This is a genomic window from Streptomyces sp. NPDC048643 (genome assembly GCF_040650615.1).
GTDB lineage: Bacteria > Actinomycetota > Actinomycetes > Streptomycetales > Streptomycetaceae > Streptomyces.
On the sequence record NZ_JBEZHO010000030.1, the window covers coordinates 45,525 to 69,125 of the forward strand.

Genomic DNA, 23,601 nt, shown 5'->3' on the forward strand with positions numbered 1-23,601 from the left:
CCGGAGCCTTCGACCCGGTGACGCGTGCCTGTGGCGTCGCCGCGTGGGCATGCTCACCGACGCGGTACTCCTTTCGAACCCGACCGGAGTGAGGTAGCCCAGCATGACTCCAGCACCCCGACTCGCCTCGTCCATCGACGGTCCCCCCGGTGACGGCTCGGTCATCGACCGCCTCGTGGCGGCCAACCGCACCTATGCCGCCGGGTTCGTCGACCCGGGCATGGGCGCCCGGCCCGTCCTGCGGGTCGCCGTCGTGGCCTGCATGGACGCCCGGATCGATCTGCACGCCGCCCTCGGTCTCGAACTGGGCGACTGCCACACCGTGCGCAACGCCGGCGGGGTCGTCACCGACGACACCATCCGGTCCCTGACGATCAGCCAACGTGCCCTCGGTACACGCAGCGTGATACTGATCCACCACACCGGATGCGGTCTGCAGACCCTGACCGAGGAGTTCCGGCACGAGCTGGAGATGGAGGTCGGCCAGCGGCCGGCCTGGGCGGTGGAGGCCTTCCGCGACGTGGACCAGGACGTTCGGCAGTCGATGCAGCGCGTGCGGACCTCGCCGTTCCTGCCGCACACCGACGACGTGCGCGGCTTCGTCTTCGACGTCACCACGGGGCTGCTGCGGGAGATCGACCCCGGCATCTGAGTCGTCGGCCCCCTCGGCGTGCTGTCGAGGGGGCCGACGTCCGTCTCGGCCCGATTCCCCTGCACCGTCCTCTGGCGCACTCCACCCACCATCGGCATACTGTATGCAATTCTTGCGGAAGGGTGCTCCCGGGCGCTCCCGTGGGAGGCCGGTCAGGATTCCAGAAGGGGGTCACCCCGTGTCGTACCGCAGTTCTCTCTCCGCGGTCCTCGCCGATGTCGTCGCGCCCGCCGCCGAAGTGACCGGTGAGCAGGGCAGGTTCCCGCGTACGGGCGTGACGGCCCTCGGTCGCGCGGGGCTGCTCGGGCTCACCGTTGCCGTGGCCGACGGCGGTGGCGGCCGGGGGTGTGCGGAGGCCGCAGAGGTGGTGGCGCGGACCGCGCGTGTCTGTCCGGCGACCGCCGCCGTGCTCACCTCCCACTTCGCCGCCGTCGCCGCTCTGGGGAGGTACGGCAGCTCCTGGCTGCGGGGCGAGATCGCCGCCGGACGGCACCTCGCCACGCTCGCCCTCGGGGACAGGGGCCCGGCTGGGAGCGCTCCTGCCGGGGAGGGGGCGGGTCGGTGGCCGCCGGCGCCGGGGGAGGGCGGCTCGACCGCCGTCCGCTCCGGTGACGTGGTCGCCCTGAGGGCCCGGCGGCGGGATGTGGTCGCCGCCGGTGAGGCGGACAGCTATCTCTGGTCGTCCGGGACCCTGGAGTCCTCCCGATCGGACAGGTCGCCTGCCCTGTCCGGGGCCTCCCGACGGCCCGCGGGCGAGGGCGGCATGACCCTGTGGGTCGTTCCGGCGCACGCCCCCGACCTGTTCGTTCCGGCGAGACCCTACGGCGGGGGCCCCAGCGGCAGCGGGACCTCGACCGTGTGCGCCGACCCGGTGCTCGTTCCGGCCGACGCGATGCTCGGACCGGACGGCGCGGGGCGGGACATCGTCCTCGGTCTCGTGCGGCCATGGCTGCTGGAACTGACGGCCGCGATGGCCGCCGAGGTGTCGCGAGCCGCGGAAGCAGCCTTCGCGGAGGCGCAGTTCGCGGGCGCGCGGCCCGGCGGCGGCCGGTCGCAGGGTGCGGGCCCGGGTGACGTCCGGGCGGGTGACGGCCGGTCCGGGGACGGTCCGGCCGGGACGGCGCGGCCGGCGGACGGCGGTCTCGCGCCTGCCGGCCGGCCCGCCGGAACCCTCGCGCCGACGTGAACGCGGACCGGTACCGACTACGCCCGTCCGCCCGCCGCGATCTGCTTGCGGTAGAAGCCCGTGGTGCGCTCGGTGTGCTTGCGCATCACCTCGCCGGCGCGGTCGGCGTCGCCCTTGGCGATGGCCCTGATCAGCTGGGCGTGTTCGTTCCACGCCTCCTTGCCTCGCGGGCGGGCGATCGGTGTGTAGTACCAGCGCACCTTCTGGCCGACACCGGAGATCAGCTCGGCCAGGACGTCGTTGCCGGCCACGGAGGTGATGAAGGCGTGCAGAGCCGTGTTCGCGGCGACCAGCCGCTCGACGTCACCCTCGGCGAGCGCGTCGACGCCCTCCTGCTGCAACTCCCAGAGCCGCTCGATGTCCTCGGGCTTCGCGTTCTGCGCGGCGAGCTGGGCCGAGTAGGTCTCCAGAACGGCCCGGACACCGAGGAGTTGGGCGGCCTCCTCCTCGGTGGGGGAGTGGACGAACGCGCCCTGGGCCGGACGCAGGTCCACCCAGCCGTCGGTCTGGAGTCGCTGCAACGCCTCGCGGACGGGCTGGCGGCTGACGCCCAGGTGCTCGGCGAGCTCGGCCTCGACCAGGTGTTGGCCGGGCTTGAGGGAACCGCTGACGATCAGCTCGGTCAGAGCGTCGTACACGGCCTGGCGCAGCGGTGCCGGGCGGGTGACGCGCCGGGCCGCGGCGGCCGTGAGTGCCTCGCGCATGGGAGCCCCGTTCTGCCACCGGGCCCGCGGGCCGACGGCTCTGCCAAGTGGTGGCCGCCGAGTGGGTTGCCGACGGCCCGGTCAGCATACAGGTTTTGGTATGCAAGATGGTGGGCTCCTCCCGGAGGATTCCCAGGTCGGCCGGGGGTGTCCGTCGTGCCGCCCACGCTCGCGGGAAGGTGTCGAGAGCGGGCGGGGGTGCGGGCTCGGGTCGCGGGACCGTGACGATCCGTCCTGCGGGGCGCATCAAGTCCCCTACGGGTGAACGGGATCGATGACGATTGAGTTCTGTATACAGAAGCCTGTATGAGGTATCGTCCAGTCTCCCGCGAGCATCGCCGGGGGCCCGCGTGACGGAAGGCGGAGCGATCATGACGACCAGCGCGAGCGACGTGACGGTCGAGAGCGTGGTCCGGAGAGTGGCGGCCGGCCACCGGGATCAGCGCGGTGCGCTGCTGCCGGTACTGCACGCCGTGCAGGCCGCGTTGGGACACGTGCCGCAGGAGGCGATCCCGGTGCTCGCCGACGAGTTCAACCTCTCCCGGGCCGACGTCCACGGAGTCGTGACCTTCTACCACGACTTCCGCCGCGAACCCGCCGGACGCACCCTCCTGCGCATCTGCCGGGCCGAGGCGTGCCAGGCCCTGGGCGCCGACGGCCTGATGACCTACGCCCGCGAGGCGGGACTGGTACCCGGCGAGACGACCGCCGACGGTGCCGTGACCGTCGAGCAGGTCTTCTGCCTCGGCAACTGCGCCCTCGGCCCGGCGGTCGAGGTGAACGGCCGCCTGCACGGACGCGTGACCCCGGCCCGGTTGGGCCCGATCCTCGACGGGACGGTCTCCTCATGAACGACACCGCGCACCCGGCCGCCACGGTCTACGTCCCCCGCGACTCGGCGGCCCGGTCCGTCGGCGCGGACGACGTGGCGGTCGCCCTTCAACAGGCAGCGGATCGAGGCGACTTCACGCTCGACGTCGTACGCAACGGATCGCGCGGCCTGCTCTGGCTGGAACCCCTCGTCGAGGTGGTGACTCCCCGGGGCCGCATCGGATACGGCCCCGTCGCCCCGTCCGACGTCGAGGACCTGCTCGCCGCGGGCCTGCTCGACGGCGCCGACCATCCGCTGTGCCGCGGAGTGGTGGACGAACTCCCCTGGCTGGCACGCCAGAACCGGGTCACCTTCGCCCGCGTCGGCGTCACGGACCCGCTGTCGCCCGAGGACTACGTGGCGCACGGCGGTATCGCGGGGCTGCGCGCCGCGCTGGAGCGACCGCCCGCCGACGTGGTCGCGGAGGTCACCGCGTCCGGACTGCGCGGCCGGGGCGGCGCGGGATTCCCGGCCGGCATCAAGTGGAAGACCGTCCTCGACTGCCCGGACGCGCTGAAGTTCGTCTGCTGCAACGCCGACGAGGGCGACAGCGGAACCTTCGCCGACCGGATGGTCATGGAGGGCGACCCGTTCCTGCTCATCGAGGGCATGACCATCGCCGCGCACGCGGTCGGCGCACGCGAGGGTTACCTCTACATCCGCTCCGAGTACCCGGACGCGGTGGCCTCGATGCGCGCCGCGATCGGCGTCGCCCGTGAACAGGGCTGGCTCGGCACGGGCATCCTCGGCTCCGCGCTCGACTTCGACCTGCACGTCCGCGTCGGCGCGGGCGCGTACATCTGCGGCGAGGAGACCTCCATGCTGGAGAGCCTGGAGGGCAAGCGCGGCACCGTGCGCGCCAAGCCGCCGATCCCCGCGATCGAGGGCCTGTTCGGCAGACCGACGGTCGTGAACAACGTCCTCACGCTCGCGACGGTCCCCGTCGTGCTCGCCGCGGGCGCGGCCGCGTACCAGGAACTCGGCGTCGACCGCTCCCGCGGCACCCAGGTCTTCCAGCTCGGCGGCAACATCGCGCACGGCGGCATCGTCGAGACCGCGTTCGGCGTCACCCTGCGCGAACTGGTCGAGGACTACGGCGGCGGTACGTTCACCGGGCGCCCGGTGCGCACGGTGCAGGTCGGCGGCCCCCTCGGCGCCTACCTGCCGCCGTCGATGTTCGACCTGCCGATGGACTACGAGGCGTTCGCCGCAGCGGGCGCGATGGTCGGGCACGGCGGGATCGTCGTCTTCGACGACACCGTGGACATGGCGGCCCAGGCACGCTTCGCGATGGAGTTCTGCGCGGCGGAGTCCTGCGGCAAGTGCACGCCGTGCAGGGTCGGTTCGGTGCGGGGCGTCGAGGTGATCGACAAGATCGTGGCGGGCCGGCACCGGGACGAGAACCTGGCCCTGCTCGAGGACCTGTGCGACCTGATGACCGACGGATCCCTGTGCGCGATGGGTGGCCTGACGCCGATGCCGGTGCGGAGCGCCCTCGCGCACTTTCCCGACGACTTCCTCGCCCGTGGACCGGGACAGGGAGCCCCACCCGAGCCGACGAGCGGCGTACGGACGGAGGGCACGGCATGACGCTGCTCAAGGAACCCGACTTCGGAACCCCGGAACGCCCCGGCGCGGCCACGGTGTCCGTGGAGGTGGACGGACTGCCGGTGAGCGTGCCCGAGGGCACCTCGGTGATGCGGGCCGCCGCGCTGGCCGGCATCGACATCCCCAAGCTGTGCGCCACCGACAGCCTGGAGCCGTTCGGCTCCTGCCGGCTGTGCGTGGTGGAGATCGACGGCAGGCGCGGCACGCCCGCGTCCTGCACCACGCCGGTGGCCGACGGGATGCGGGTGAGCACCCAGACGCCGAAGGTGGAGAAGCTCCGCCAGGGCGTCATGGAGCTGTACATCTCCGACCATCCGCTGGACTGTCTCACCTGCCCTGCCAACGGCGACTGCGAACTCCAGGACATGGCGGGCGTGGTGGGGCTGCGGCAGGTGCGCTACGGCTACGAGGGGGAGAACCACCTCGACGCCGAGAAGGACACCTCCAACCCGTACTTCGACTTCGACGCGTCCAAGTGCATCGCCTGCTCCCGCTGCGTGCGGGCCTGCGGCGAGGTGCAGGGCACGTGCGCGCTGACCATCGAGGGACGCGGCTTCGACTCCAAGGTGTCGCCCGGCGCCGGCGAGACGTTCATGGACTCCGAATGCGTCTCCTGCGGGGCCTGCGTCCAGGCCTGCCCGACCTCCACCCTCCAGGAGAAGTCGGTGGTCGAACTCGGCATGCCGACCCGGTCGGTGGTCACCACCTGCGCGTACTGCGGGGTCGGCTGCTCCTTCAAGGCCGAGCTGCGCGGCGACGAACTCGTACGGATGGTGCCGTACAAGGACGGCGGCGCGAACGAGGGCCACTCCTGTGTGAAGGGCCGCTTCGCCTTCGGCTACGCCACCCACCCGGACCGGATGCTCAAGCCGATGGTCCGCGACCGGATCACCGACCCCTGGCGCGAGGTCGACTGGGACGAGGCGATCGGCACGGTCGCACGCCGGATGCGGGACATCCAGGCGCGGTTCGGACCCGGTTCGATCGGCGCGATCTCCTCGTCCCGGTGCACCAACGAAGAGGTCTACGTCGTCCAGAAGATGGTCCGCGCGGCCTTCGGCAACAACAACATCGACACCTGCGCCCGGGTCTGCCACTCCCCGACGGGATACGGGCTCAAACAGACCTTCGGAGAGTCGGCCGGCACCCAGGACTTCCGGTCCGTCGCCGAGGCCGACGTCATCATGGTGATCGGCGCCAACCCCACCGACGGGCACCCGGTGTTCGCCTCGCGGATGAAGCGCAGACTCCGTGAGGGCGCCCGACTGATCGTCATCGACCCGCGCCGCATCGACCTGGTGCGCTCACCGCACGTCGAGGCCGCGCACCACCTCCAGCTCAGGCCCAGCACCAACGTCGCCGTCGTCAACGCCCTGGCCCACGTGGTCGTCACCGAGGGACTGGTGGACCGGTCCTTCGTGGAGAGCCGGTGCGAGGGCTTCGAGGAGTGGGCGCGCTTCGTCGCCCTGCCCGAGAACAGCCCGGAGGCCACCGAGGAGATCAGCGGGATCCCCGCAGGCCAACTCCGGTCCGCCGCACGGCTGTACGCCGAGGCACCGAACGGCGCCATCTACTACGGCCTCGGCGTCACCGAGCACAGCCAGGGCTCCACCATGGTCATGGGGATGGCGAACCTCGCCATGGCCTGCGGCAACATCGGCCGCGACGGCGTCGGGGTGAACCCGCTGCGCGGCCAGAACAACGTGCAGGGCTCCTGCGACATGGGGTCCTTCCCGCACGAACTCCCCGGCTACCGGCACGTGTCCGACGACGCGGTCCGCGAGGTGTTCGAGAACCTGTGGGGCGGCACGCTCCTCGCCGAACCGGGCCTGCGCATCCCCAACATGTTCGACGCCGCGATCGACGGCACCTTCCGCGGACTGTTCGTGCACGGCGAGGACATCGCACAGTCCGATCCCAACCTCCAGCACGTCACGGCCGCCCTGGAGGCCATGGAACTCGTCGTGGTGCAGGACCTGTTCCTCAACGAGACCGCCAGGTTCGCCCATGTCTTCCTGCCCGGCGCGTCCTTCCTGGAGAAGGACGGCACCTTCACCAACGCGGAGCGCCGCATCAACCGGGTGCGCGCCGTCATGAAACCGAAGACGGGCAAGCACGAGTGGCAGATCGTCTGCGAGATCGCCACCGCCATGGGCTACCCGATGGCGTACGACCACCCGGCCCGCATCATGGAGGAGATCGCCTCGGTCACCCCGACGTTCACCGGGGTCTCCTTCGAGGTGCTCGACAAGCTGGGCAGCGTGCAGTGGCCGTGCAACGCGGCCGCTCCCGACGGCACACCGGTCATGCACGTCGACGCGTTCGTGCGGGGCAAGGGCCGGTTCGTCGTCACCACGTACGTGCCGACCAAGGAGCGCTCCACCCGGCGCTTCCCGCTGGTGCTCACCACCGGGCGCATCCTCAGCCAGTACAACGTCGGCGCGCAGACCCGGCGTACCGGCAACGTCGCCTGGCATCCCGAGGACGTCCTGGAACTGCACCCGCACGACGCCGAGGTGCGCGGCATCACCGACGGCGCGCTGGTCACGCTCGCCAGCAGGGTCGGGCGGACGACGCTGCGCGCCGAGATCTCCGACCGGATGCCGGCCGGCGTCGTCTACACCACGTTCCACCACCCCGTGACCGGCGCCAACGTGGTGACCACCGAGAACTCCGACTGGGCCACCAACTGCCCCGAGTACAAGGTGACCGCCGTCCAGGTCGGTCTCGTCCACCCGCTGGGCCGCGCCGACGACGTACCCGAGCAGACGGGGGACACGGCATCGGAACCCCTCGGGAACGGGGCCCGGACGTCCGCCGGCGACGACGTGCTCACGGCGGTGGACTGAGATGGCCGGGACCGTGCCGGCGGAGCGCCGGATGGCGAACGACATCGCCGTGAACCTGGGCCACCTGCCCGGGGACGAGGCGGCACAGGCGGTCGCCGGGCACATCGGCCGGTTCTGGGACCCACGCATGCGGTCCCGGCTCGTCGCGGACGTCGACGCCGGGGCCGACGGACTGCATCCGCTGGTGGTCGCGGCGGTACGGCTCCTGCGCTGACCGCGACCGTGTGCGGCGGGCCGGGGTCGGCCGTGCACGACAGGCCACGGGAGACGGCCGGATCGGTAGGCTCGGGATGATCACGGGGCAGCCGGCCGGCCGGTCCGCGGTGCCGGGGTGCGGCGCGAGCGAGAGAGGAGTCGTGCATGCTGTTCCGGCAGCTCGAGTACTTCGTGGCGGTGGCCCGCGAGCGGCACTTCGCGCGGGCCGCGGAGTCCTGCTACGTCTCGCAGCCCGCGCTCTCGGCGGCGATCGCCAAACTGGAGCGGGAGTTGAACGTCACGCTCATCAACCGCGGGCACAACTACCAGGGCCTGACACCCGAGGGCGAGCGGCTCGTGGTGTGGGCCAAGCGCATCCTCGCCGAACAGGACGCGTTCAAGGCGGAGGTGGCCGCCGTGCAGTCGGGCATCACCGGCACGCTCCGCCTCGGCACCGACCCCACCGCCTCCACCACCCTCGCGATGCCCGTGGCCGCGTTCTGCGCCGCGCACCCGCTGGCCAAGGTGCAGGTCCGCTCGCGCCTGTCGACCAAGGAACTCCACCGCCAGCTCCGCGACTTCGAACTGGACGTGGCGATCGCCCACTTCGACCCCGGCGACCAGGAGGGCCTCCAGGTCGTCCCGCTGTACCAGGAGCGGTACATGCTGCTGGTCTCCGACGACCAGCTGACCGCCCAGGCCTCCACCATGACCTGGGCGGACGCCGCCCAGCTGCCGCTCGCCCTGCTGACCCCGGACATGCGCATCCGGCAGGTCGTCGACGGCGTCTTCGCGGACAAGGGCTTCGTGGTGACCCCGCAGGTGGAGACCGACTCGATCGCCTCGCTGTACGCGCACGTCGGCGGCGGCGAGTGGGCGAGCATCGTCCCGCACACCTGGCTGCGCGCGATGCCGGTGATCGGGAGGACGCGGGCGCTGCCGCTGGTCGACCCGGAGGCGGGCGCACAGGTGTCGGTGGCCATCCACGCGGCGACCCCCGGATCGGTGGCCGCCCGCGCCTTCGTGAACGCGGCGACGAGCCTCTCCCTGGACGACTTCTTCGGCCGGCCCCTCACCGGCGAACACCGCGTGCGCTGACCCGGGGCACGTCCGTCCGGCTCTCAGTGCGCGTACCGGGCCTCGACCGCCAGCCGGTCGAGACCGCCCTTCGCGGTGTGCGGCAACGCGGCGACGAACTCCAGCCGTTCGGGCACCTCGAAGGGGGCGAGCCGCTCGCGGCAGTACCGCAGCACCTCCTCGGCGCCCGCGCACTCCGGGTCGCGAACGACCAGGGCCGCGCCGACCCGCTGCCCGTACACGGCATCGGGGACGGCGAACACGGCGGCCTCGGCGACGCCCGGGCAGCCCGCGAGGACGTCCTCCACGTGCTCGGGGGAGATCTTCTCCCCGCCGCGGCTGATGACGGTGGTGATCCGTCCCGTGAGGCGGAGATGGCCGTCCTCGTCGAGGGACCCCAGGTCGCCGGTGCGCAGCCAGCCGCCGGAGAAGCCGCGCGCCGTCTCCGCGGGGTCGGCGAGATAGCCGCGGGCCACCGTGGGTCCGGACAGCCACACCTCGCCCCGGACACCGGCCGGGCACGGCCGCCCGTCCTGGTCGACGACGCGCACCTCCACGCCTGTCGGCCGGCCGACCGACCCGTGCTTGAGGAGGCCGTCCTGTGGCAGCGGCTCGCTGGTCGCCTGGTGGGTGGACTCCGTCATCCCGTAGGCGGAGAGCAGCGGGGCGCCGAACGTACGCTCGAGGGCCCGTTGCGTGGCCGGGTTGAGCGGGGCGCTGGAACTGCGTACGAAGCGCAGCGGCGGACCCTGCGGTCCTGGATGCCCGGACTCGGCCCGCTCCAGCAGGACCTCGTGCAGGGTCGGAGCCGCGGTGAACCAGGTGGCGCAGGCCGCCCGCATGTCGTCCCAGAAGGTCCGCGCGCAGAAGCGGCCCGCTGCGGGCAGCAGGACGCAGCCCCCGCCGGCCAGCGATGCCAGGAGCGAGGCGAACAGGCCGTGACCGTGGAAGAACGGCATCACCGCGACGGTCGCGTCTCCGGGGCCCAGCCGGTAGGTGGCGCAGACGTTCCGCACGGAGGCGGCGACGTTCGCGTGCGTCAGCTGGACCATCCGGGCCCGGGTCGCGGTCCCGGAGGTGTGCAGCACCAGGGCGTCCCGAGCGGTCAACTCGCCTTCCTTGCCCGCCACGTGACGGGCGGCGGCGCTCGTGTCGGCGACCACGGCCGCCGTCCCGCTCGGGGAGACGTCCACCCGCAGGGGCCAGGCCGGGACCCGGAGCGGTGCGAGGGCCGCAGTGCCGGTCGCCGACGGGCCGAGCAGGACCGCGGGGACACCGAGCGCGTCGAGCCGTGCGGCGAGTTCGGGCGCGGGCAGCGCCGGGTCCAGCGGCGCGGCCACCAGTCCGGCCCGCGCCGCGCCGAACAGAGCGACGACGAACTCGGCGGTGTCGGCGCCGACCAGACCGATCGCGTCACCCCGGCGCAGTCCGGTGGCGGCGAGGCGGGCGGCCAGGTCGTCGGCCAGCGCCGACAGGACCCGGAACGAGATCGCCCGCCGGTTCGCCCCGACCACCAGGGCCCGGGCGTAGGGGCGTTCACGCGTCGGCCGGTCCAGCAGGTCGGCGAGGCCCGTCAGTTCGGGCGGCCGGTACCCGTCGGCCTCACGCGTCGACGCCGCGGCCGGAACGGCCATGACCCCACCTCCGTCCCCCGGGTCCGACGGAGCCGCCGTCCGCCGCAGCGGGCCCCGGCTTCGGCGAGGCGCTCCTCTGCGAGCCTGCGGCGAGGTGGGGAGCGCGTCCAATACGCAGCGCCGAACGGCCGATAGCGGGTGTCTATCAAGGGAGTCGAGAGGCGCCGGGGACGCCCTCGATAGACGCTGCTTATCGGCTGGTCGCCGATGGGTCTTGGACGCGGGCGGGCGCGCTGCCGAAGGTGGGAGAAGGAGCCGCACCGGCAGGATCTGCCCAAGGAGGACCTCGGACCATGACCGCCCCCTCGACACTGGAGACCGCGGCGAACGCCGACGTTCCGACCGAGCTCACCGACGGGTACCACCTGGTCGTCGACGCGCTCAGGATGAACGACGTCGACACCATCTACGGGGTGGTCGGCATCCCGATCACCGACCTGGCCCGCCTCGCGCAGGCCCGGGGCATCCGCTACGTCGGCTTCCGGCACGAGAGCAACGCCGGCCACGCGGCCGCGGCCGCCGGCTATCTCACCCAGAAGCCCGGAATCTGCCTCACGGTGTCCGCGCCGGGCTTCCTCAACGGTCTCGTCGCGCTGGCCAACGCCACCACCAACTGCTTCCCCATGGTGCAGATCTCCGGCTCCAGCGAGCGGCACCTCGTCGACCTGCGACAGGGTGACTACGAGGAGATGGACCAGCTCGCCGCCGCGCAGCCGTTCTGCAAGGCCGCCTACCGGGTGAGCCGCGTCGAGGACATCGGCCGGGGCATCGCCCGCGCCCTGCGCACCGCGGTCTCCGGGCGCCCCGGCGGTGTGTATCTCGACATCCCCGCCGCGGTGCTGGGCTCCATCATGGACGCCGAGGCCGGCGCCCGGACGCTGAGCCGCCTCGTCGACCCCGCGCCGCGCCAGCTGCCCGCGCCCGAGGCCGTCGACCGCGCGATCGAGCTTCTCGCGGGTGCGGAGCGGCCGTTGGTGGTCCTCGGCAAGGGCGCCGCGTACGCGCGCGCCGACGACCAGGTCCGCGAGTTCGTCGAGTCCACCGGCATCCCGTACGTTCCCATGTCGATGGCCAAGGGCCTGCTGCCCGACGACCATCCGCAGTCGGCGGCCACCGCCCGCTCGCTGGCCCTGAAGAAGGCCGACGTCGTCATGCTCGTCGGCGCCCGCCTCAACTGGCTGCTCAACCACGGCGAGTCACCGCAGTGGAACCCCGACGCGAAGTTCGTCCAGGTGGACATCGAGGCACGGGAGATGGACAGCAACCAGCCCATCGCCGCCCCGCTCGTCGGCGACATCGGCTCGGTCCTCGACGCCATCGCCGAGCGGACCAAGCCCGGCCGGATCTCCGCTCCCGCCGCCTGGCGCGAGGAACTCGGCGCGCGCTCGGCGCGGAACGTCGCGAAGATGGCGGAGCGCCTGAAGGCCGACCCGCACCCCATGCAGTTCATGGGCGCCCTCAAGGCCGTACGGGACGTGCTGCGCGAGCGCCCGGAGACATACCTCGTCAACGAGGGAGCCAACGCGCTGGACATCGCGCGCAACGTCATCGACATGCACGTACCGCGGCACCGCCTCGACAGCGGCACCTGGGGCGTCATGGGCATCGGGATGGGCTACGCGATCGCCGCCGCCGTGGAGAGCGGCGCCCCGGTGGTGGCCGTGGAGGGCGACAGCGCCTTCGGGTTCAGCGGCATGGAGCTGGAGACCATCTGCCGCTACGGACTGCCCGTCGTCACCGTCGTGATGAACAACGGCGGCGTCTACCGCGGCGACGACGTCAACCCGCTCGGTGACGCGCCCTCCCCGACCACCCTGATGGCCGCGGCACGGCACGACCGGATGATCGAGGCGTTCGGCGGCAAGGGCTACCGCGCGACCACGCCCGCCGAGGTCACCGCCGCCCTCACCGAGGCGCTGGCCTCCGGCGGCCCCGCGCTCATCGACTGCGTGATCGACCCCGCGGCCGGCACCGAGAGCGGCCACATCGCGCACCTGAACCCCAAGGGCATCACCGTCGGCAACATCAAGTCGGCCCGCCCGTGAGCCCTCGACCCCCCGCCCGCAGCGACGACTCCCGCACCGCGATCATTCACGAGAAGGAAACCGCCATGAGTGAAAAGCCGCTCGCCGGAATCAAGGTGATCGACTTCACCGGAGTCCAGGCCGGTCCCGCGTGCACGCAGATGCTCGCCTGGTTCGGCGCCGACGTCATCAAGGTCGAGCGCATCGCCGGCGGCGATGTGACCCGGCGTCAGCTCCGGGACATCCCCGACCTCGACGCCCTCTACTTCACCATGCTCAACAGCAACAAGCGGTCCCTGGCCATCAACACCAAGTCCCCCGAGGGCAAGGAGGTCATGGAGAAGCTGATCCGCGAGGCGGACATCCTGGTGGAGAACTTCGCGCCGGGCGCCATGGACCGGATGGGCCTCGGCTGGGACCACATCCACGCCCTGAACCCCCGGCTGATCTTCGGCTCGGTCAAGGGCTTCAACGACGACTCCCAGTGGAACGACCTCAAGGTCTACGAGAACGTCGCCCAGGCCGCCGGGGGCGCCGCGTCGACCACCGGGTTCTGGGACGGGCCGCCCACCATCAGCGGCTCGGCGCTCGGCGACAGCAACAGCGGGATGCACCTGCTGATCGGCCTGCTCACGGCGATCATCCAGCGCAACGCCACCGGCGTCGGCCAGAAGGTCTCGGTGTCCATGCAGGACGCCGTCCTCAACCTCACCCGGGTCAAGCTCCGCGACCAGCAGCGCCTGGAGCGCGTCGGCTACCTGGAGGAGTACCCGCAGTACCCGAACGGCGAGTTCGGCGACGCGGTGCCGCGCGGCGGCAACGCGGGCGGCGGCGGGCAGCCCGGCTGGATCCTCAAGTGCAAGGGCTGGGAGACCGACCCGAACGCCTACATCTACTTCACGATCCAGGAGCAGAACTGGGCCCGCACCTGCGAGGCCATCGGCCGTCCCGAGTGGACCGAGGACCCCGGCTACACCACCGCGCTGGCCCGGCAGCCGCACATCATGGAGATCTTCGGCGAGATCGAGCAGTGGCTCGCCGACAAGACCAAGTACGAGGCGGTCGACATCCTGCGCACCTTCGAGGTGCCGTGCGCGCCCGTGCTCAGCATGAAGGAACTCGCCGCGGACCCCGACATGCGCAGGAGCGGCACGATCGTCGAGGTCGAGCAGAAGGAACGCGGCACCTATCTGACGGTGGGCAGCCCCATCAAGTTCTCCGGCTTCAAGCCCGAGATCGCCGGCGCCCCGCTGCTCGGGGAGCACACCGACGAGGTGCTCGCGGACCTCGGCTACGACGCGAACGCGATCCGCGAGCTGCACGAGGGCAAGGTCGTCGCCTGACCCCGAACGGCGAAGTGCCCCGCGAACGGACGCCGTTCGCGGGGCACTTCGTGATGTCCCGTGTGCGGGAGGGCCGTCGTGCGGATCACACGGCCGTACGGTCCGTCTCGGCCCGCCGCCGCATCAGCTCCCTCTCCCGGGCCCGCCGGGCGGTGACGTCCCGGACGACCGCGCCGACGTACGGGGCGCCGTCGTCCCCGGTCAGCAGCACGACGCTGAACTCGATGGACAGGGTCCGGCCGTCCGACGCCAGCGCGGGCACGGTCAGGAGGTCGGCGTCACCGTACTTGGTGGTCCCTCGCTCCACGGCGGTGTCGAAGCCCTCCCAGTGCCGACGGCGGTGCTTCTCCGGAATGATGACGTCGAGACTGCCGCCGTCCACCTCGGCCGCCGAGAAGCCGAAGATGCGCTCGGCCCCTCTGTTCCAGTACCGGATCAGGCCTTCCCGGTCGATGATCACCACACCGTCGGGCGCATGGTCCGCCATTCCCAGCACCACTCGGGGATCCAGCTCTGCCATGTCGCCTCCGGTTCGGGGCCATTTGGTGGCGACAGTATACAGAATCCAGTCTGCGGAGAGCCTGGTCGTCGGCTCCCTTCCGTTCCCGTCGGCTCCCGCTGCGGAGGACGGGGGAGCGCGGAAGCGGCCCGGCTCGGCCGTTCGAAGGCGCTGTCGAGCCGGTCCGTCGTCCGTCACCGGGCGGCGGACGTGTTCGTCTCCGGTCAGGCCGGTGCCCGCACCCCGTCGAGCGCCACCGACAGGACGCGGTCGCGCTGGGCGTCGTCCAGGAAGTTCGTGGCGGTGATACCGGCGATCATGCGCAGCAGGTCGTCGAAGTTCATGTCGGTCCGGGCCTCGCCGGCCTTCTGGGCCCGCTCGAAGAGCGGTCCGCCCGCCGCGTACATCGAGTCGCGGCAGGCCAGGAAGATCTCGGACTCGTCGTTCAGTGCCTCCCGGATGGCCCGCTTGGTGACCGTGTAGTCCACGAAGCGCCGCAGCCAGGACGTCAGTGCCTCCCACGGCTCCAGGCCGGAGACCTCCTCGGCGACCCGGCACAGGTCGTCGACCTCGCCCGCGTAGACGCTCTCGAAGAGGTGGCGGCGGGTGGGGAAGTTCCGGTACAGCGTGCCGATGCCGACGCCCGCACGACGGGCCACGTCCTCCAGGGACGCCTCGGCGCCCTTCTCCGCGAACGCCTCACGGGCGGCGGCCAGCAGAGCGTCGTAGTTGCGGGCGGCGTCCTTCCGGTGCGGACGGCGGGACGCGACGATCTCGCTGACGGGGTACGGCTCTGCCGTCACTGCTGCCTCCCGGCTGGATCGGGTTGAAGCGGAGGTATGCCTCCGCTACAGTGGAGGGGTACCTCCACTTTAACAGCCGGGGTGCGTCCGGCGTCGGCCGCGTGCGGCCGCACGCGACGCCGACGTGCACCTGCCCCGGCCCACGACCCCGGCGGGCCGTGCGACGACGCACGGCGCCCGCCCACCCCGACGTATCTCCTCGTATCTCTTCGCGCGACCCGCCGTCGCGGTCGCCGGTGTGCCCGGGCGCCGCCCGGCGCCCCGCCCGTCCCGTACGACCGTGGCCCGACGACCTCGGCCGCAACCTGTCCGGAGAGGCTCTTCATGCCCCGCACGTCCACCCGCCTCACCTTCGCGGTCCTCGCGACCGGTGCCGGCGTGTTCTCCATGCTGCAGTCGCTGATCGCGCCGGCCCTGCCGACCGTCCAGCACGCGCTGCACACCTCGCAGTCCACCGCGACCTGGGTGATGACCGCGTACCTGCTGTCCGCCTCGATCTTCACGCCGATCCTCGGAAGGGTCGGCGACCTCATCGGCAAGAAGCGGACCATGGTCGCGGTCCTCGTCGCCGTCCTGGCCGGATGTCTGCTCGCCGCGCTCGCGCCCACCATCGGCGTACTCATCGTCGCCCGCGTGGTGCAGGGCATCGGTGGCGCGCTCTTCCCGCTGTCCTTCGGCATCATCCGTGACGAGTTCGCCGCCTCCCAGGTCAGCGGCAGCATCAGCAACCTGTCCGCCGTGATCGCCGCGGGCGGCGGAGTCGGCATGGTGGCGGCCGGCCCGATCGTGAGCGCGCTCGACTACCGCTGGCTGTTCTGGATCCCCGTCGGCATCGTCGCGGTGACCGCGCTGATCGCCCTGCGCTACGTCCCCGAGTCGCCCCGACGGGCCGCGGGCCGCGTCAACTGGCTCGGCGCCGTCCTGCTCTCGGGCTGGCTGGTCGCGCTGCTGCTGCCCCTCAGCCAGGCCGGACAGTGGGGCTGGGGGTCGGGCCGGGTGATCGGTCTGTTCGCCGCCGCCGTCCTGCTCTTCGCCGTCTGGCTGGCCTCCGAGGCACGGTCCGCCAGCCCGCTCATCGACCTGCGCATCATGCGGCTGCCCGCCGTGTGGACCACCAACACCGCCGCGCTGCTGTTCGGCGCGGGCATGTACGCGATCTGGTCCTTCCTTCCCGGCTTCGTCCAGACCCCGGAGTCCGCGGGCTACGGCTTCGGCGCGAGCGTGACCGCGGCCGGACTGCTCATGCTGCCGATGCTGCTCGCGATGTTCTGCTCCGGCGTGCTCAGCGGCCGCCTCGAACCCGTCCTCGGCGCGAAGAAGTTGCTGGTCGCCGGTGCCACGCTCGGCGCGGTCGCGTGCGCGATCCTCGCCCTGTGGCACGACCGGCAGTGGCAGGTCGCCCTCGCGGCAGGCGTGTTCGGCCTCGGCATCGGCCTTGCCTTCGCCTCCATGGCCAACCTCATCGTCGGCAGCGTCCCGGCCGAACAGACCGGCGCCGCGACCGGGATGAACGCCAACATCCGCACCATCGGCGGTTCCATCGGCGCGGCCGTGACGAGCGTCCTGGTGACGGGGCACCTCCAGTCCTCGGGCCTGCCGTACGAGTCCGGGTACACCCACGGGTTCACCCTGCTCGCGCTGCTCTGCCTGGCCGCCGCCCTGGCCGCGCTCCTCGTGCCGGCCCGGCGCACCGCACGCCTCTCGGGCCCGCGCGCCTCGGGGGACACCCGGCGCGCCGGCGTCGGTTCGGCCGCCCGGGCAGGGGAGCAGGCGCGGACAGAGGTCGTCGCCCCGGGCGCCCGGAGCTGACCGCGGGGCCGGTCCCCGGCGCACCCGCCTGGTGAGGCGTCGTGCCGTGGACCGGGCCGCGAGCGCCCAGGACCGTGCGGGGGTCGAGTCGCGAGACCGGCCCCCGCACGGTGCTGGGCGCGGGGTGGGTCGCAGGACCGACCTCCTGTGCGCCCCCCCGGGCAGAGCCGCTCCGAGCCTGAACGCAGGTTCCCTCAGCGGGCGGTGGTGAGACCGGCGAACTCGTCGAGCAGCGCCGCCGCGGTGGTCACGTCGTCCGTGAGGGGACGGTCCCGCATCTCGGGGTCCAGCTCCGCGGCCGCGCGGGCGTAGGCCAGGCCGCCCGCCACCGTCTCCGGGCGCGGCGCGCTGCCCCGTAGCCGCAACGCCCGTACGGCGGACACGAGTTCGCACCCGAGGACCAGCCGGTACGCCTGGGCCAGCCGCAGCGACGTGCGGGCGGCCTGGGTCGCGAAGGTCGCCGCCTCCTCCATCCCCTGGGACAGCACCACGTGCCCGAGCGCGGCCGGAGTGGCGCAGAGCTGGAGCTCGGCGAGCGCGGAAGCGGCGCTGTACTCCAGGATCATCATTCCCGACCCGGCCGAGGACGTGTCGGCCAAGTAGGAGCGCAGACCGGTCAGTTCGGGTCGGCCGAGGCCGGACAGCCGAGCCGCGGAGAGGCGGGCGGTGCCGAGCACGGCGAGACCCAGCCGATCGAGCGCGAGCGTGAGCGGCGCGGTGAAGAAGCCGCCGTGATGCAGCGCGACCGGTGCGCCCGTGACCGCGTCCCAGCCGATCAGGGGGTTCTCGGTGGCGGAGTTGAGGTCGATCGACAGCACCCGCTCCAGGCCCTCCCACGCCTCGGTCGCCGGACCGTGGGCCTGCGGGAAGCACCGGAAGCCATAGGAGTCCTGCACCCGGGACGTGCCGCTCGGGGGCTGCTGTGGCACCGCACCCGGGGCCTCGCCGGTGCCGAGCAGTTCCCGGACCCGGGCCGCCGCCCCCTGGATCGCCGGGTGCGGATGGGCGGCGTGGACCTCGGGTGCGTACGGCTCCATGGACGCGTCCACCGCGAGCAGCGAGAGCGCGGCCACCACGTGGGCGGCGCTCAGCAGGACGCCCAGGTCGTGGCAGGCGAGCGCGGACTGGCCGAGGGTGAGGGCGTTGCTGCTGAGCAGGGCCAGCGCGTCACCCCGGCGGACCGGAAGGCTCGCGGGGAGGACGTCCCCGGCGTCCGCCCGGTCCCGATTCCAGGTGCCGTGCCCGAACAGGGCCAGCCCCAGCTCGGCCAGGGCGGTCAGATCCCCGGTGCCCACGGACCCGTACTCCGGCACCCGGGGGTGGACCTCCGCCCGGAGCGCGTCCGTGACGGCCACCGCGATCTCGGGGCCGAGCCCCGATCCGCCGGCGAGGAGCTGGTTGGCGCGCACCAGCATCATGGCGCGGACCTCGCGGGCGGGCAGCGGAGCGCCGACGCCTCCCGCGTGGCTCAGCAGCAGCCGCAGGTCGTGACCCGCGCCGTCGGACTCCTCGACGGCGAGGCCCCGGTGCGCGCCGACGCCGGTGCTGCGCCCGTAGACCCGGGCGCCCTCGGCGGCCAACCGCCGTGCGGCACGCCTGGTGTGTTCCATCGCCTTCAGTGCCGCGGGGTGCGGCGGGGGAGGCGGGGCCCCGTCGGCGACCGAGGCCACCGTCGTCGCGTCGAGTCCCCGGCCGTCGAGAGCGGCTCCGGGCGGCAGGGTGTTCCGGGCCGGTCCGGGAGGGTCCGTCTCCCCGGCGCCGGGGGCCCTGCCCGCGCGGGCGACCGGCGGGCCGCTCTCGGGTGCGAGGGCGATGTCCCCGCCGCCCGCGTCCGCGAGGGCCGTGGCTGCTTCGGCCGCGTCGGCCGTGCGCTTGAGCATGACGGGCGTTCACTCCTCCGTACGCCGTCGGAAGGCCGGGGGCCGGGGTGTCCCGACCGCCCCGGCCCCCGGCATCCGTCAATCGGCCGACGGCCTGCGCGTCAGCTGAGTCCGGCCGAGGACAGCCAGGACTTCGCCACGTCCAGCGGGTCCTTGCTGTCGTTCTGCACCTGGCCGTTGAGCGACACCAGGGTTTCCGTGTCGAGCTTCGCCGAGACGTCGTTGAGAACGGCGATTCCCGCCTTCGGGAGACCCTTCTTGTATGTCAGCGGCGTCACGTTCTCGAAACCGAAGAGACTCTTCGGGTCCTGGAGCACGACGAACTTGTTCTTGCTGATTCCGGGGTCCGTCGAGAAGATGTCCGCGGCCTGGATGTTGTTCCCCTTCAGGGCCGCCACGGTGAGCGGGCCACCGGCGTCCAGCGCCTTGAAGTTCTTGAAATCGAGGCCGTATACGGACTTCAGTCCCTTCAGACCCTGCTGGCGGGTCTGGAACTCCGGCGAGCCGCCGATCACCAGGTCCTTCGCCGAGTCGGCGAGGTCGGAGATGGTCGACTTGTCCGTCAGGCTGTACTTCTTCGCCGTGGCCTCGTTGACCGCTATCGCGTCCTTGTCCTCGGCCTTGGACGGCGTCAGCAGGCTCAGCTTGGAGTCGAGCTTGGCCGTGATGGCCGTGCTGGTCTCCTCGACGGTCTTCGGGGTGGCCTTCGCGTCGAGGTAGGCGAGCAGCGCGCCGTTGTACTCCGGCAGGACGGTGATCGTGCCGTTCTTGATCAGGCCGTACGTGGTCTCGCGGCTGCCGATGTTCAGCTTGTAACTGACCTTGATCCCCTTGGACTTGAGGGCCTCGCCGTAGATGTCGGCGAGCAGGATGCTCTCGGGGAAGTTGTTGGAGCCGACGACGACCGTACCGCCCTTGGCGGCGTCACCCTTCAGCGGGTCGGACGTGCCGGAGTCGTCGGAGGAACCGCAGCCCGTCAGTGCGGCCGCGGCCACAACCAGCAGGGTGGCAGCGTACGTTGCGGACGTTCGGGAACTTCTGGCGATGGTCACGTTGGTCATCCAGACTTGGCATCGGGTGGGGCGTGGGCGCGGGTCTTGACAGTCCAGACGATCCAATCGAGCCAACGCGAGAAACGTCAAGACACGAATAGATCACTGGTGGGGACCGTACAGCTTCGCCGCGTAGGCGCATCGCGATCAATATGCGCGCGAATCCGGCGTCACCGCATGTCACTTTTTGGTTGATCATGGCCGTACTCTTGCGCCAGCCGCTAGGGTTGGCCGCGTCGAGGGCCCCCTTCCACTTGTCGGCCCGAGCGCGCTGTCGTGACCACTGATCCATGCAGGCCTGCCAAAAGGCTTCCAACGGGGAATGAAGTCAAGGAGGTTGGGTGCCCGCGCACAGAAAAGCCGCCTCGGGGCAGCCGTCCACGGCTCTTCCGATCGGCCGGACACCATCCCCGCTGGACCGCTGGCCCTTTCGCCGGAAACTCAACGTCCTGGTGATCGTGCCGCTCGCCGTCATCTCCGCGATGATCGCCTATGTCGTGTACGGCGAGATCGACAAGGCCCGCTCGGCGGCCGACACCGCCCAGCTCGTCCGCGACAGCGCCCAGGTGACCAAACTCATCGACGCCGTACAGACGGAGCACCGGCAGGCGCTGCTCGTCTCCCTGCGCCACGAGGCGGGCGGATCCTCGAAGGGCGCGCAGGACACCACCTCCTACCTCGACGCGCAGCAGGAGGTCGGCACCCGTATCGCCGCCGTCCGCACCGCCTACGGCGACCGGCTGCCCGACGCCGAGGCCCAGGCACTGAAGGAACTGGAGGGCCTGGACAGCCTCCGCAAGACCGTCGAGCAGGGCCCGATCCCCGCCGACAACATCGACCCCGCCTACGGATCGGTGATCGAGGGCCTCATCAACGGCCTCGGCCTCGGACTGTCGGGCGGCGAGTCCGGCTCGACCGCGGCCAACCTGCTCGACGCCCTGCTGCGCGCCGACACCGCCCACGCCTCCTTCGAGACCAGCGTCTTCGCGGCCCGGACCCGCGACTCCAACGCGCTCATCGAGTTCACCGGCGCCGTCGGCGACTACGACCAGTACTCCTACCAGGCCGAGCGGTTCACCCGGTTCGCGAGCCAGGACCAGAGCACCGCCCTCGCCGGGATCGAACGCAGCCCGTACCAGAGCGTCATCAGCCAGCACTGGGCCGCCCTCCAGGTCGACCCGAGCGCCCTGGTCGCCGAGACACCGGCCCAGCTGCGGGCCGCGCTCGGCGACGCGCTGCGCGCCGACCCCACCTACGAACGACAGGCCGGGAACCGCCTGAAGATCGTCCAGTCGCTCATCGGCGAGATCGCCGCGGACGCCCAGTCCGCGTCCCACGACGCCTGGTGGCGGGTGGCCTGGCTGGTCGCCGGCAGCCTCCTCGCCTTCGCCGCCTGGATGCTCTTCTCCGTGCTGGCCCGCCGCTCCGTGGTGCGCACCGTACGATCCCTCACCGCGGCCGCCCAGCACGTGGCCGGCGCGGCCCGCACCGAACTCGCCCGGGTCGCGGACGACGACGCCGACGACGCGAGCCCGCCGCGGCTGGAGGCCGTGCCCGTGCCGGTGCGCGACGAGATCGGCGAACTGGCCGAAGCCTTCAACCAGGTCCAGGTCACCGCGACCGCCCTGCTGGAACGCCAGGTCGTCAGCCGGCGCAACATCGCCGAGATGTTCGGCAACGTGGGGCGCCGCGTCAGCAACCTGACGGCACGCCAACTCGCCCTGATCGACTCGGTGGAGCGCGGCGAGACCGACCCCGAGGTGCTCGACCGCCTCTACCGCATCGACCACATCGCCGTCCGGCTCCAGCGCAACGCCGACAGCCTCATGCTGCTGGCCGGCATCAGCGAGACCGGCCTCACCACCGAACCGATGCGGCTCAGCAACATCGTCCGCGCCTCGCTCGGCCAGATCGAGGGCTACCAGCGTGTCACCCCGCACGCCGAGGGCGACGTCACCGTCGTCCCCGACATCATCGGCGACCTGACCCTGATGCTCGCCGAACTCCTGGAGAACGCCGTCATGTTCTCCCCGGCGAGCAGCGGCGTCGAGGTCGTCCTGCGCCCCCGGCACGACGGGGGCGGCGCGCTCGTCGAGATCGTCGACCACGGTCTCGGCATGAGCCCCGAGCGGCTGGAGCAGGAGAACGCCCGCCTGATCCGCCGTGAGCGGCTCGACCTCGCGCCGACGGAGGTCCTCGGCCTGTTCGTGGTCGGCGGTCTCTCCCGGCGCTGGGGCATCGAGGTCGTCCTGTCCCGCACCCCGGGAGGCGGCGTCACGGCCACCGTCGCGATCCCCGCCTCCCACCTGGTGTCCGGCGACCCCGGCAGGTCCGCTCCGCGCGCCCCGCGCATGATGCCGCCGGCACGCCACCCGGGTCCGGCCGAACCGCGTCCCGCGCAGGTCGAGTCGCCGCCCGGACCCGCCGGACTGCCCCGCCGGGTGCCCGCCCGGCCCCGGCCCGCCGAGCCCGCCGGCCACGCCCGCCGCGCCGAACCCGCGACGGGCCCCGGCGCCGAGCACGCCATGACCCACGGCGGGGTCCGGGCCGGCACCGGAGCCGACGCGGTTCCGGGACCCACGGCCCCCGCCCCACCGGCACGGCCCGGCGAGGCCGGTCCGCTGCGCCGCCGGGTGCGCGGGGCGACCCTGTCGGCCACCACGGCGTCCACGCGGCTGCCCAAGACCCGGGAAGCCGTCACCCACCGCAGACCACCCTCCTGGCAGCCCACGGACGCCGAGGCGGCACGCTCCGAACTCGACGAGTTCGAGGCAGCCGTGCAGCGCGCCCAGCGCGAGAGCGAGACCGGGGAACACCCGGTCTGGGCGTTCCGCCCCGACGACGGACCCGGCGGACCCGCCGGCTCCGACACCCTGAACAGAAGACCCTCTTCCCCGGAAGGCATGAGCACGTGACCATGTGGACAGGCGGGCCGGAGTCCCGAACCGCGGAGCCCGAGACGGACGTGAAGGCCGCCGCTGCCGACTTCAACTGGCTGCTCAACCGGTTCGCCACCGAGACGGCCGGGGTCGTCGACGTCATCGGAGTCTCCTCCGACGGACTGCTCATAGCCGTCTCCCAACTGCGCGGCCAGGCCGACTCCGAGCGCCTCGCGGCGATCGTCTCCGGCATCACCAGCCTGGCCATGGGCGCCTCCGGGAACTACGGCCTCGGCGGGCTCAACAAGGTCATCATCGACCTGGAGGAAGGACACGTCCTGGTGTCCGCCCTCGGCGCCGGAGCGGTGCTCGGCGTGGTGGCGTCGAAGGAGGCGAAGCTCGGCAACATCGCCTACGAGATGACCCTGTTCGCCAACCGGGCGGGCGCGGTACTGAGCCCGCAGTTGGTCATGGAACTGAAGAACACCGTGGGCATCGCCCCGGCCGGATGACGTCCGAGGCGTCGTCGCACGACC

The 23,601-nt window shown here is 72.2% G+C and carries 18 protein-coding genes; 12 read left to right on the forward strand and 6 right to left on the reverse strand.

Annotation, left to right across the window (positions count from 1 at the left end):
- Positions 1-103: 103 nt before the first annotated feature.
- Complete coding sequence (locus AB0C62_RS26495) at positions 104-652, forward strand: carbonic anhydrase (RefSeq protein ID WP_362977161.1); 549 nt, start codon at positions 104-106, stop codon at positions 650-652.
- 178 nt (positions 653-830) lie between these two features.
- A complete protein-coding gene (locus AB0C62_RS26500) occupies positions 831-1,838 on the forward strand; it encodes an acyl-CoA dehydrogenase family protein (RefSeq protein ID WP_362977163.1) in 1,008 nt (335 codons plus the stop codon).
- A 17-nt stretch (positions 1,839-1,855) separates the two neighbouring features.
- Here AB0C62_RS26500 and AB0C62_RS26505 read toward each other — a convergent pair whose 3' ends face one another.
- Complete coding sequence (locus AB0C62_RS26505; protein ID WP_107482688.1) at positions 1,856-2,542, reverse strand: GntR family transcriptional regulator; 687 nt, start codon at positions 2,540-2,542, stop codon at positions 1,856-1,858.
- Between the two features lie 371 nt (positions 2,543-2,913).
- Between AB0C62_RS26505 and AB0C62_RS26510 the strand changes: the two genes are divergently transcribed.
- The 5 genes from AB0C62_RS26510 (at position 2,914) to AB0C62_RS26530 (ending at position 9,163) form a co-directional block, all read left to right on the forward strand.
- A complete protein-coding gene (locus AB0C62_RS26510) occupies positions 2,914-3,393 on the forward strand; it encodes an NAD(P)H-dependent oxidoreductase subunit E (RefSeq protein ID WP_362977166.1) in 480 nt (159 codons plus the stop codon).
- Positions 3,390-5,003: an NADH-quinone oxidoreductase subunit NuoF gene (locus AB0C62_RS26515; RefSeq protein WP_362977168.1), complete on the forward strand. Its 1,614-nt coding sequence runs from the start codon at positions 3,390-3,392 to the stop codon at positions 5,001-5,003. The genes AB0C62_RS26510 and AB0C62_RS26515 overlap by 4 nt, the downstream gene beginning before the upstream one ends.
- Entirely contained in the window at positions 5,000-7,870 is a 2,871-nt protein-coding gene (gene fdhF, locus AB0C62_RS26520) for a formate dehydrogenase subunit alpha (protein ID WP_362977170.1), read from the forward strand. Before AB0C62_RS26515 ends, fdhF begins: the two co-directional genes overlap by 4 nt.
- Before the next feature lies 1 nt (position 7,871).
- Complete coding sequence (locus AB0C62_RS26525) at positions 7,872-8,084, forward strand: formate dehydrogenase subunit delta (protein ID WP_362977172.1); 213 nt, start codon at positions 7,872-7,874, stop codon at positions 8,082-8,084.
- A gap of 146 nt (positions 8,085-8,230) precedes the next feature.
- Positions 8,231-9,163 (forward strand): LysR family transcriptional regulator, encoded by a 933-nt coding sequence (locus AB0C62_RS26530; RefSeq protein ID WP_362977174.1) that lies wholly within the window; start codon positions 8,231-8,233, stop codon positions 9,161-9,163.
- A 23-nt stretch (positions 9,164-9,186) separates the two neighbouring features.
- Here AB0C62_RS26530 and AB0C62_RS26535 read toward each other — a convergent pair whose 3' ends face one another.
- Positions 9,187-10,776: a FadD7 family fatty acid--CoA ligase gene (locus tag AB0C62_RS26535; RefSeq protein ID WP_362977176.1), complete on the reverse strand. Its 1,590-nt coding sequence runs from the start codon at positions 10,774-10,776 to the stop codon at positions 9,187-9,189.
- A gap of 293 nt (positions 10,777-11,069) precedes the next feature.
- On the opposite strand from AB0C62_RS26535, the gene oxc reads away from it, so the two are divergent.
- Together oxc and frc are read left to right on the forward strand one after the other, a co-directional pair.
- On the forward strand, positions 11,070-12,821 hold the full coding sequence (gene oxc, locus AB0C62_RS26540; RefSeq protein ID WP_362977178.1) for an oxalyl-CoA decarboxylase: 1,752 nt from the start codon (positions 11,070-11,072) through the stop codon (positions 12,819-12,821).
- A 65-nt stretch (positions 12,822-12,886) separates the two neighbouring features.
- On the forward strand, positions 12,887-14,143 hold the full coding sequence (gene frc / locus AB0C62_RS26545) for a formyl-CoA transferase (RefSeq protein ID WP_362977180.1): 1,257 nt from the start codon (positions 12,887-12,889) through the stop codon (positions 14,141-14,143).
- Positions 14,144-14,228: 85 nt separating this feature from the next.
- Here the strand turns inward: frc and AB0C62_RS26550 are convergent, their stop codons facing one another.
- Both AB0C62_RS26550 and AB0C62_RS26555 read right to left on the reverse strand, forming a co-directional pair.
- The gene (locus AB0C62_RS26550; protein WP_362977182.1) at positions 14,229-14,663 is read right to left on the reverse strand and encodes a PAS domain S-box protein; all 435 of its coding nucleotides are present in this window, start codon (positions 14,661-14,663) and stop codon (positions 14,229-14,231) included.
- 203 nt (positions 14,664-14,866) lie between these two features.
- On the reverse strand, positions 14,867-15,445 hold the full coding sequence (locus AB0C62_RS26555; RefSeq protein ID WP_362977184.1) for a helix-turn-helix domain-containing protein: 579 nt from the start codon (positions 15,443-15,445) through the stop codon (positions 14,867-14,869).
- 324 nt (positions 15,446-15,769) lie between these two features.
- On the opposite strand from AB0C62_RS26555, the gene AB0C62_RS26560 reads away from it, so the two are divergent.
- Positions 15,770-17,254 carry an MFS transporter gene (locus AB0C62_RS26560; RefSeq protein ID WP_362977186.1) on the forward strand — a complete coding sequence of 495 codons (1,485 nt, stop codon included), beginning with the start codon at positions 15,770-15,772 and terminating at the stop codon, positions 17,252-17,254.
- A gap of 194 nt (positions 17,255-17,448) precedes the next feature.
- Here the strand turns inward: AB0C62_RS26560 and AB0C62_RS26565 are convergent, their stop codons facing one another.
- Together AB0C62_RS26565 and AB0C62_RS26570 are read right to left on the reverse strand one after the other, a co-directional pair.
- Positions 17,449-19,134: an aromatic amino acid ammonia-lyase gene (locus AB0C62_RS26565; protein ID WP_362977188.1), complete on the reverse strand. Its 1,686-nt coding sequence runs from the start codon at positions 19,132-19,134 to the stop codon at positions 17,449-17,451.
- Between the two features lie 101 nt (positions 19,135-19,235).
- The gene (locus AB0C62_RS26570) at positions 19,236-20,195 is read right to left on the reverse strand and encodes an ABC transporter substrate-binding protein (RefSeq protein WP_362977190.1); all 960 of its coding nucleotides are present in this window, start codon (positions 20,193-20,195) and stop codon (positions 19,236-19,238) included.
- A gap of 332 nt (positions 20,196-20,527) precedes the next feature.
- Between AB0C62_RS26570 and AB0C62_RS26575 the strand changes: the two genes are divergently transcribed.
- Together AB0C62_RS26575 and AB0C62_RS26580 are read left to right on the forward strand one after the other, a co-directional pair.
- The gene (locus AB0C62_RS26575) at positions 20,528-23,101 is read left to right on the forward strand and encodes an ATP-binding protein (protein ID WP_362977192.1); all 2,574 of its coding nucleotides are present in this window, start codon (positions 20,528-20,530) and stop codon (positions 23,099-23,101) included.
- A gap of 2 nt (positions 23,102-23,103) precedes the next feature.
- Positions 23,104-23,577 carry a roadblock/LC7 domain-containing protein gene (locus tag AB0C62_RS26580; protein WP_356173911.1) on the forward strand — a complete coding sequence of 158 codons (474 nt, stop codon included), beginning with the start codon at positions 23,104-23,106 and terminating at the stop codon, positions 23,575-23,577.
- The last annotated feature ends 24 nt before the right edge of the window (positions 23,578-23,601 follow it).